General features: G+C 63.2%; 10 protein-coding genes. All 10 read right to left on the reverse strand.

The genetic code is table 11. From position 1 onward, the window contains the following. Window positions 1–169 precede the first annotated feature (169 nt). The 10 genes from xerC to QM612_RS08165 all read right to left on the reverse strand — a co-directional run bounded on the left by xerC (window position 170) and on the right by QM612_RS08165 (window position 8,520). Window positions 170–1,114: a tyrosine recombinase XerC gene (gene xerC, locus QM612_RS08120; protein ID WP_415253394.1), complete on the reverse strand. Its 945-nt coding sequence runs from the start codon at window positions 1,112–1,114 to the stop codon at window positions 170–172. Window positions 1,115–1,177: 63 nt separating this feature from the next. Beyond that, window positions 1,178–1,852, reverse strand: coding sequence for a DUF484 family protein (locus tag QM612_RS08125; RefSeq protein WP_415253403.1), 675 nt, complete (start codon window positions 1,850–1,852; stop codon window positions 1,178–1,180). 2 nt (window positions 1,853–1,854) lie between these two features. After that, on the reverse strand, window positions 1,855–2,685 hold the full coding sequence (gene dapF, locus QM612_RS08130) for a diaminopimelate epimerase (RefSeq protein ID WP_415253395.1): 831 nt from the start codon (window positions 2,683–2,685) through the stop codon (window positions 1,855–1,857). Between the two features lie 7 nt (window positions 2,686–2,692). After that, window positions 2,693–2,854, reverse strand: a complete 162-nt coding sequence (gene lptM / locus QM612_RS08135; RefSeq protein WP_415253396.1) for an LPS translocon maturation chaperone LptM — start codon at window positions 2,852–2,854, stop codon at window positions 2,693–2,695. A gap of 32 nt (window positions 2,855–2,886) precedes the next feature. Then, entirely contained in the window at window positions 2,887–3,183 is a 297-nt protein-coding gene (locus QM612_RS08140) for a type II toxin-antitoxin system RelE/ParE family toxin (RefSeq protein WP_415253397.1), read from the reverse strand. Beyond that, window positions 3,180–3,407, reverse strand: a complete 228-nt coding sequence (locus QM612_RS08145) for an addiction module protein (protein ID WP_415253398.1) — start codon at window positions 3,405–3,407, stop codon at window positions 3,180–3,182. The genes QM612_RS08140 and QM612_RS08145 overlap by 4 nt, the downstream gene beginning before the upstream one ends. 115 nt (window positions 3,408–3,522) lie before the next feature. Further along, window positions 3,523–3,882 carry a YbaN family protein gene (locus QM612_RS08150; RefSeq protein ID WP_415253399.1) on the reverse strand — a complete coding sequence of 120 codons (360 nt, stop codon included), beginning with the start codon at window positions 3,880–3,882 and terminating at the stop codon, window positions 3,523–3,525. A 39-nt stretch (window positions 3,883–3,921) separates the two neighbouring features. After that, on the reverse strand, window positions 3,922–6,075 hold the full coding sequence (locus tag QM612_RS08155) for a S9 family peptidase (RefSeq protein WP_415253400.1): 2,154 nt from the start codon (window positions 6,073–6,075) through the stop codon (window positions 3,922–3,924). A gap of 11 nt (window positions 6,076–6,086) precedes the next feature. Beyond that, window positions 6,087–8,177, reverse strand: a complete 2,091-nt coding sequence (locus tag QM612_RS08160; protein WP_415253401.1) for a prolyl oligopeptidase family serine peptidase — start codon at window positions 8,175–8,177, stop codon at window positions 6,087–6,089. A gap of 73 nt (window positions 8,178–8,250) precedes the next feature. Continuing rightward, window positions 8,251–8,520 carry a hypothetical protein gene (locus QM612_RS08165; protein WP_415253402.1) on the reverse strand — a complete coding sequence of 90 codons (270 nt, stop codon included), beginning with the start codon at window positions 8,518–8,520 and terminating at the stop codon, window positions 8,251–8,253. Between the last annotated feature and the right edge of the window lie 36 nt (window positions 8,521–8,556).

Genomic DNA, 8,556 nt, shown 5'->3' on the forward strand with positions numbered 1-8,556 from the left:
GTTTGTTCAAACCTTCCTTAGGGAAGCTCTGAACAACTCCCGAAACGTCATCCCGGCGAAAGCCGGGATCCAGCTTTTTCAATGACTTACCAAACAGCTGGATTGGACAAACATTCGTTTGTCAGAAGCAGCCGGCTTTCGCCGGAATGACGGCTTGTTCAGACCTTCCTTAGGACGCCGGCCTGCCCCTGCGCTTCGCGCGCGGATGCGCGGCGTCATACACATTCGCCAGATGCTGGAAATCCAGGTGCGTGTAGATCTGGGTGGTGGCGATATCGGCATGGCCCAGCAATTCCTGCACGCCGCGCAGGTCGCCGGAGGATTCCAGCACATGGCTGGCAAAACTGTGCCGCAGCAGGTGCGGGTGGATGCGCTTGAGCACGCCCTGCCGCAGCGCCAGTTGCTTCATCCGCAACTGGATGGCACGCGGGCTGATCCGCTTGCCGCCGCGACCGGGGAAAACATGCGCATCATCGGCACCACCGGATTCCGCGCGCCACGCCTGCAATGCATTGCGCGCGTGCGAACCCACCGGAACGATGCGTTGCTTGCTGCCCTTGCCCAGCACGGTGACCAGACCGCCTTCGAAATCAAGGTCATGCCAGCGCAGCGCGCAGACTTCGGACAGGCGCAGGCCGGAGGAATAGAACAGTTCCAGCAATGCGCGGTCACGCAGGCCCAGCGGTGCGTCGGTCGCAGTTTCCACCAGTTGCACGGCTTCATCGACATCCAGCACTTGCGGCAGCTTGCGTGGTGCCTTGGGCGCACGCACGGATTGCGCGGGACTGGCTTGGATGCGGCCCTGTTTCAGCAGCCAGCGATACAGGCTGCGGCAGGCGGACAGGCGGCGTTGCAGGGATTTTGGCGACAGTCCGCGACGATGCTCGGATGCGACGAAGGCGCGGATGTCATCGGCCTGCATCGCAAGCAGGTCGCGACCCTTGGCCCATGTCTGCAGTGCGGCCAGATCGCGACGATAGGCGTCCTGCGTGTGCGTGGAGCCTTGCCGCTCGACTTCGAGATGCTTGAGGAAGTCGTCAATCACATTGCCGTCATGCCGGCGTACGCCGGCATCCAGCTCTTGTCCTTGCGCCCTGCGTTGCGGGGAAGGCATTGGTGCTTCCTCTCCCATTGTCGAAAAGCTGGACTCCGGCGTTCGCCGGAGTGACGAACCGGCTCAACCGAACCGCTGCAATCCGGTTGCCAGCGCCTCACCCATCATGCGCAAAAACAGCGTGCCCATGCCGGGGAAGAAGCGATTGGGATCATGGCTGCCCACTGCCACCAGCCCGGTGCCGGGCAGCGCCAGCAACGCCGAGCTTTGCACTTCATCGGCACGCGCGCCGTACAGCAGCGCGTTCTTGTCCGGATGCAGGCGACCACAGACCGGCTCGCCGCCACCGAGGATGTCGCGGAAGCCGTCAAGGCGCGGGTCGCCTTCGACCATGACCTGCAGCCAGTCGGCATCGTCGATGCCTGCCGCCGGGCGGAACGACACGATGCGCACCAGATCGCCCTGGAAATCCTCGGCCAGCGAAGCCGCCATCGCGCGCAATGTGGATGCGGCATCAGTCTGCTTCATCAGCGCCAGCGTGAGCTGATGCGTGCGCACGGCAAGGCGCTCGTTTTCCTGCGCATTGGCGAACAACTCATGCAGGCGACGCGACAACTCGCGGTTCTTGTCGCGCAGCACGTCCAGTTGATAGCTGGCCAGCGACGCGGTCGGGCCGCTTTCGCGCGGCACCACCAGGGTCAGGGCGAGATCCGGGAACTGCTGCAAGAAAGCGGGATGCCGGCGCAGCCATGCCGCCACTTCGTGCGCACCCAGCTTCTCCTTGTTGTCAAAATCCATCGTCACTGCAATGTCCCCTCGAAGACGAAGGTGGCCGGGCCACCCATGAAGATCGTACCGGTAGCTGCATCGATGCGGATGTGCAGGGTGCCGCCCGGCAGTGCCACCGCGACGCCGCGCACTGCATCCACATATCCGCGCCGCGCCAGCGAGGCCACCGCCGCGCATGCACCGCTGCCGCAGGCCAGTGTTTCACCAACGCCACGCTCGAACACGCGCAGGCGGATGCGGCCGGCATCCAGCACTTCGGCAAACCCGACGTTCACCGACTGCGGGAACGCCGCATTGTGTTGCAGCGCCGGCCCGATGCGTGCCACGTCTGCGGCATCGACATCGGGCACGAGGATCACCGCATGCGGGTTGCCCATCGACACCGCGCCGAAGCGCAGCGTTTCGCCATCGACATCCAGCGCGTATTCGTCGGCCTCGTCGAAGCCGGCCAGCAGCACATCCACAGGTGCAAAACGCGGCGCGCCCATGTCGATCACGAAGCCGCCATCTGCATCCCGCTGCACCGGATGCAGGCCGGCGGGGCTTTCGATGGCGAACGCAGCATTCGCCGGCGCTGCGCCATCGCGCACCAGCCACGCCGCGATGCAGCGCGCACCGTTGCCGCACTGGCCGGATGCCGAACCATCCGCGTTCCAGATGCGATACGAGGCCACCGCATCCGGCGAACGCGGTGGCTCCACCGTCAGCAACTGGTCGCAACCCACGCCGAACTTGCGATCCGCGATGCGTGCGCAGGTGGCGGCATCCGGCGGCGGCGAGCCGTCGCGCAAATCCAGCACGACGAAATCGTTGCCGGCACCGTGCATCTTCGTGAACCGCATTGACGCCTCAGGGCTGCGTGACAGGCTCGCCGGCATTGCCGGCTTCAGGCGCGGGCGCTTCCGGCTGCGCGGCGGGTTTGTCCGGCATCACCAGCGCGCCCTTGTTGCCACAGGCGGCGAGCAGGACAAGGACAGCACAAGCAAGGATGACGCGGCGGGTGGTTTTCATGAGCAGGAGTATAGGCGTGTGCCTGCTCCAGTTCACCTGCGATTGCGCCAGTAATCGGGCTTTTGGTGCAGGTTTGCCACCGCGATGACAACAATCTCCCCGCGGTCTTCCCATGGCTCGTAGATCAGGCCGTAAGGAAAGCGCCGCATCTGGCAACGGCGGATCGCCCCACCCATTGGATGCCATGAGAACGGAAAATCCACGATGCGGCCCAGCGCCGAACGTGCCTCATCCGCGAATTCACCGCCAAGACCTGCACGCTGTGCGTTGTAGTAGCGCACGGCATCGGCCAGCTCCTGCCGTGCAGGCAGCAGGAAACGGGGCTTCACGCGCCGCTGCCGCCTTGCCCTGCAAAAACCTCATCGGCATCGAACGCAGGCAATGCACCGGCGCGGTACGCCGCCATTCGATCCTCTGCCTCTGCAAGCCAGAGCGCATCCAATTCCGGATCGGGACGGTCAAGACTGGCGATCAATCCGTCGATGAGCGCAGCGCGTTCCAGCGATGGCAACCGCAGGGCATCGTGCAGCACGTTTTTGGCGATGGCGTTCATATGCGCACCTCGGATAAACCGGGCTCATGGTAGCGCGCTGCTTGCCAGCCTTACAGTGGACAATCGAACATCCTGATACACCCTGCGATGACGACAAGAACCAGGCCATCCACGATTAACGCGGTTCCGGGCGCAGCCAGAGCCATGTGGCGGTGATCGTCATGATCGCGGTACCAATCGCCGCCATCCACCACTTCGGCGCGGTCAGGAACATCAGCACCGCGCAGGCCGTCATCATTCCGATGGCAAGCCGCTTGGCTCGGCGGCTGACTGCGCCCTGCTCCTGCCAGTCGCGGATCATCGGGCCGAAGCGGCGATGCGCCAGCAGCCACGCATGCAAACGCTGCGAGCCACGCGCAGCGGCGAACGCGGCCAGCAACACGAACGGCACCGTCGGCAGCCCCGGCAGGAAGATGCCGATGAAGCCAAGGCCAAGGCTTGCGTAGGCCAGCAGCCACCAGAGCCAGCGGGTCACCGCTCTGCTCCTCCCCCTGCTTGCAGGGGAGGGAGAACATTACTTGCCAACATCCACGCCCAGCCGATCCAGCATGAAGCTGTACATCTCCGCCTGCTCGCGGTAGCGGCGGAAGCGGCCCGACTTGCCGCCGTGGCCGGCTTCCATGTTGGTGCGGAACACCACCGGCTCGCTTGATGTATTGAAGTCACGCAGTCGCGCCACGTACTTCGCCGGCTCCCAGTACTGCACCTGCGAATCCCACAGCCCGGTGCCAACGAACATCGCCGGGTAGGCCTTCTTTTCCAGATTGTCATAAGGCGAATAGGTGACGATGTAGTCGTAGAACGTTTTCTGCTCCGGGTTGCCCCATTCGTCGTATTCGTTGGTGGTCAGCGGGATCGTCGGATCGAGCATCGTGGTCACCACATCCACGAACGGCACCTGCGACAGGATCACGCGATATTTCTCCGGCGCCATGTTGGAAATCGCGCCCATCAGCAGGCCACCGGCACTGCCGCCGTGCGCGGCCACGCGATCCGGCGCTGCATAACCTTCCTTCACCAGGAAATCGGTCACGTCGATGAAGTCGGTGAAGGTGTTTTTCTTGTGCAGCAGCTTGCCGTCCTCGTACCACTTGCGGCCCATCTCCTGACCGCCGCGAATATGCGCGATGGCGTAGGCCATGCCGCGATCCAGCAGGCTGACCGCCGTCGCGCTGAAGCCGGGATCCATCGACATGCCATAACTGCCGTAGCCGTATTGCAGCAGCGCGGCCTTGCCGTTCTTTTCGAAGCCCTTCTTGTAAACGATGGACACGGGCACCTTGGTGCCATCGCGTGCTGTCGCCCACAGGCGTTCGGTCACGTACTGCGACGGGTCGTAGCCCGGCACCGGCTGCTGCTTGAGCAGGCGGCGCTCGCCGGTTTTCACGTTCAACTCGTACACCGTGGCCGGCGTGGTCATCGAGGTGTAGCTGTAGCGCACCCAGTTGGTGCCTGGCTCGCTGTTGACGTCCAGCCCCATCGAATAGGCAGACTCGTCGGCCTTGATGTATTCCTCGCTGCCGTCCGGCTTCAACAGGCGCAGACGCTCCAGTCCGCCAGAGCGTTCGGCGATGGCGGTGAAGCCATCGAACACCTCATGAGTTTCAATGAACACGTCATCGCGATGCGCCACCAGATCCTTCCAATCCTTGCGCGATGTGCTGTCGCTTGGAGCCGTGACCAGCTTGAAATTGGTGGCACCGCCTGCGTTGGTACGGATCACCCAGTGGTCGCCGAAATGGTCGGCATCGTATTCAACGTCGCGCGCGCGCGGGGCCAGCACCTTGAACTCACGCGGATCGGCCGCAGGCGCGTAGCGGAACTCGTTCGACACGGTGCTGTCCAGCGCGATGACGATGTACTTGTCGTCGCGGGTGCGCGCGATGCCCATGTAGAAGGTGTCGTCCTTTTCCTCGTAAACGACCGGGTCGTTCTTCGGGTCGGTGCCGAGCACATGCTTCTTCACCCGCGTGGTCAGCAAGGTTTCCGGATCGTTCTCGATGTAGAACAGGGTCTTGCCGTCGTCGGCCCAGATCAGGTTGGCGGAAACGCCGGTGATCGTGTCGGGATAAGTCTCGCCCGTCTCCAGATTCTTGAAGCGCACGGTGTACTGGCGGCGGCCGTTGGTGTCGTCCGCATAGGCCAGCAACCGGTTGTCCTGACTGATCGCGTAGTCGCCGACGCTGTAGTAATCCTTGCCCGCAGCCAGTGCGTTCACATCAAGCAACACTTCTTCACCCTTGAAGTCGCCGGCTTCGTTGGCCTTCTGGATCGAAAGCGCATCGATGCCGTCGCCATCCTTGCGGCGCGCGTGGATCGGATAGTCCTTGCCGGCTTCGAAGCGCACGTAATACCAGTACCCGCGATCACGATGGGGCACGCTGGCATCGTCCTGCTTGATGCGCGCCACGAACTCATCAAAGAGCTTGTCCTGCACCGGCTTCAGCGGTGCCAGCACGGTATCGGCATAGGCGTTCTCGGCTTGCAGATAGCCGAGCATCGCCTTGTCCTCGCGCTTGTCATCGCGCAGCCAGTAGTACTCGTCCTGTCGCTGCGCACCATGCGGGGCTTTCACCACATGCGGTTTCTTTTCGGCGTCTGGCGGGGTCTGGGCGTTGGCGATGCTGGTCATGAGGACAAGGCCGATGGCGAGGAGATTGGGTTTCATGGCAGGCATCCTTACTTCGTCAACTGCTGCCACAGGAAGGTATAGGCCAGCGCGTTCATGTGCGCGGCCTGCGCGTTGTTGGCTGCGCCGCCGTGACCACCTTCGATGTTTTCGTAATAGCGCACGTTTTTGCCGGCGGCTTCCATCTTCGCCATCATCTTGCGCGCATGGCCGGGATGCACGCGGTCATCCTTGGTCGAGGTGGTGAACAGCGTGGCCGGGTAGTCTTTCGACGCATCGAACAGGTGATACGGGCTGAAGGTCTTGATGAACTCCCAGTCAGCCGTATCCGGGTCGCCGTATTCGGCCATCCACGAGGCGCCGGCCAGCAAGTGGCTGTAACGCTTCATGTCCAGCAGCGGCACCTGCACCACGATGGCACCGAACTTTTCCGGGTACTGCGTGAGCATGTTGCCCATCAGCAGGCCACCGTTGCTGCCGCCCATCGTGCCGAGATGCTTGGGCGATGTGATTTTCTTCGCCACCAGATCATCGGCAATCGCGGCAAAGTCTTCATAGGCCTTGTGGCGGTTGGCCTTCAGCGCAGCCTGATGCCAGCGCGGGCCGTATTCGCCACCACCACGGATGTTGGCAAGCACGTACACGCCGCCCTTTTCCAGCCAGCCCTTGCCGATGCCGCCGGAATAGCCCGGCGTCATCGATACCTCAAAGCCACCGTAGCCGTACAGCAAGGTCGGTGCCTTGCCATCGAACTTGAGCGCCTTCGGACGAACAAGGAAGTACGGCACTTTCGTCCCGTCCTTGCTGGTGGCGAAGTGCTGCTCGATCACGTTCTTGCTGCCATCGAAGAACACCGGGTTGGACTTCAACACTTCCGGCTGCTTGCCGACCTCCGCGATGGATAGCGTGGTCGGCGTCAGGAAGTCGGTGGCGGTCAGCCATACCGCATTGCTTTCGTCCGGATCGACCGCGTCCACGCCGACAGTGCCGATGGTCGGCGCGCCGACGAAGGCCGACGTCGCCCAGCCGTCCTTGCCCGGCGTCAGCACGGACAGGCGGTTCTTCACGTCCTCCATCACGTTGAGGATCAGGTGATCCTTCGTCCAGGTGTAGCCGGCCAGCGAGGTATTGGCGCTCGGCTCGAACAACGCGGTGAATTCGCGCTTGCCGGCCATGAAATCGTTGAAGTTGGTGACGATCAGCGAACCGGGCTGGCAGGTCTTGCCACCGGCTTCATACGGCTCGCGCAGTTCCAGCAGCAGCCAATCCTTGTGGACATTCTTCTGCGCGGAGTTCGGTGCATCCACCTTCACCAGGCTGCCGTCCGCATTGCGCAAGTAAATCTCATCGTTATAGAAAGCGATGGTGCGGTTGACGAAATCGCGCTGGTGGCCCGGCGTGTGGTCGCGCCCGGCGGCGATGTACATGTCGCCCGGCTTGCCTTCATAGATGGTCTTCGCTGCCGACATCGGCGTGCCGCGCTTCCACTCCTTCACGATGTTGGGATAGCCGGAACTGGTCAGCGTGCCTTCGCCGAAATCGGTGAATACATAGACCGTGTCCTCGTCAATCCAGCCCAACCCGCCCTTTGCCTCCGGACGGAAGAAGCCATCCTGCACGAACTGCTTGGTGGTCAGGTCGAACTCGCGGGTGACATCGGCATCGGAACCGCCGGGCGAAAGCGCGATCAGGCAGCGCTGGTACTTGGGGCGCAGGCAGTTTGCACCGTGCCAGACCCATTTGGTGCCCTCGGCAGCGTTGAGCGCGTCGAGGTCCAGCACGGTTTCCCACTTCGGATCGGGCTTGCGGTATTCGGCCAGCGTGGTGCGACGCCAGATGCCGCGCTCGTGCTGCTTGTCCTTCCAGAAGTTGTAGTAGTAATCGCCCATCTTGCCGACGCCGGGAATCCTGGCGTCGGAATCAAGGATTGCACGGATGTCGGCTTCAAGCTGCTGGAACGCCGGCGTGCCGGCGATTTCGGCTTCGGCCTTGGCATTGCGCGCCTTCACCCACTCCAGTGCTTTCTCGCCCTGCACGTCTTCCAGCCAGATGTAGGGGTCGTCATCGGGCGGCGTTTGCGCGGTGGCACCACCGGCAAGGGCGAGGCCCGCAATCAGGCAGGCATTGGACAACTGGGACATGGCAAGACTCCGGGTGAATCGGGGAATCCCGGAACGCTAGCACAGCGCCGGTTCGCGCCCGATGTGCCGAAACTCACGCCACCTTGCGCAATTGCACGGCCTGCGCACGACGACCACGGCAGCGCCGTGCCTGCACCCGACGCCGACGCGGCAGCCGCAACGCGACCTGCGGCAACGGGAAGCAACGCAGGCTCCACCACGCCGCCAGCGGCATGCCCAGCAGCCACAGCGGCAACCAGCCAAACCACTGGCTGCTGCCGCGCGCGGCGGGGATCAGCAACACGGCCAGCGCACCGAGGATCACGGCATGGCGCAGGATGGAATCAAGATCGCGATGGGTCATGGCGGCGGCTCCTGTCTGAGTGCAGGCAGGTTGCAA

The sequence above is a fragment of the Thermomonas sp. genome (genome assembly GCF_047606765.1).
Taxonomy (GTDB): domain Bacteria; phylum Pseudomonadota; class Gammaproteobacteria; order Xanthomonadales; family Xanthomonadaceae; genus Thermomonas.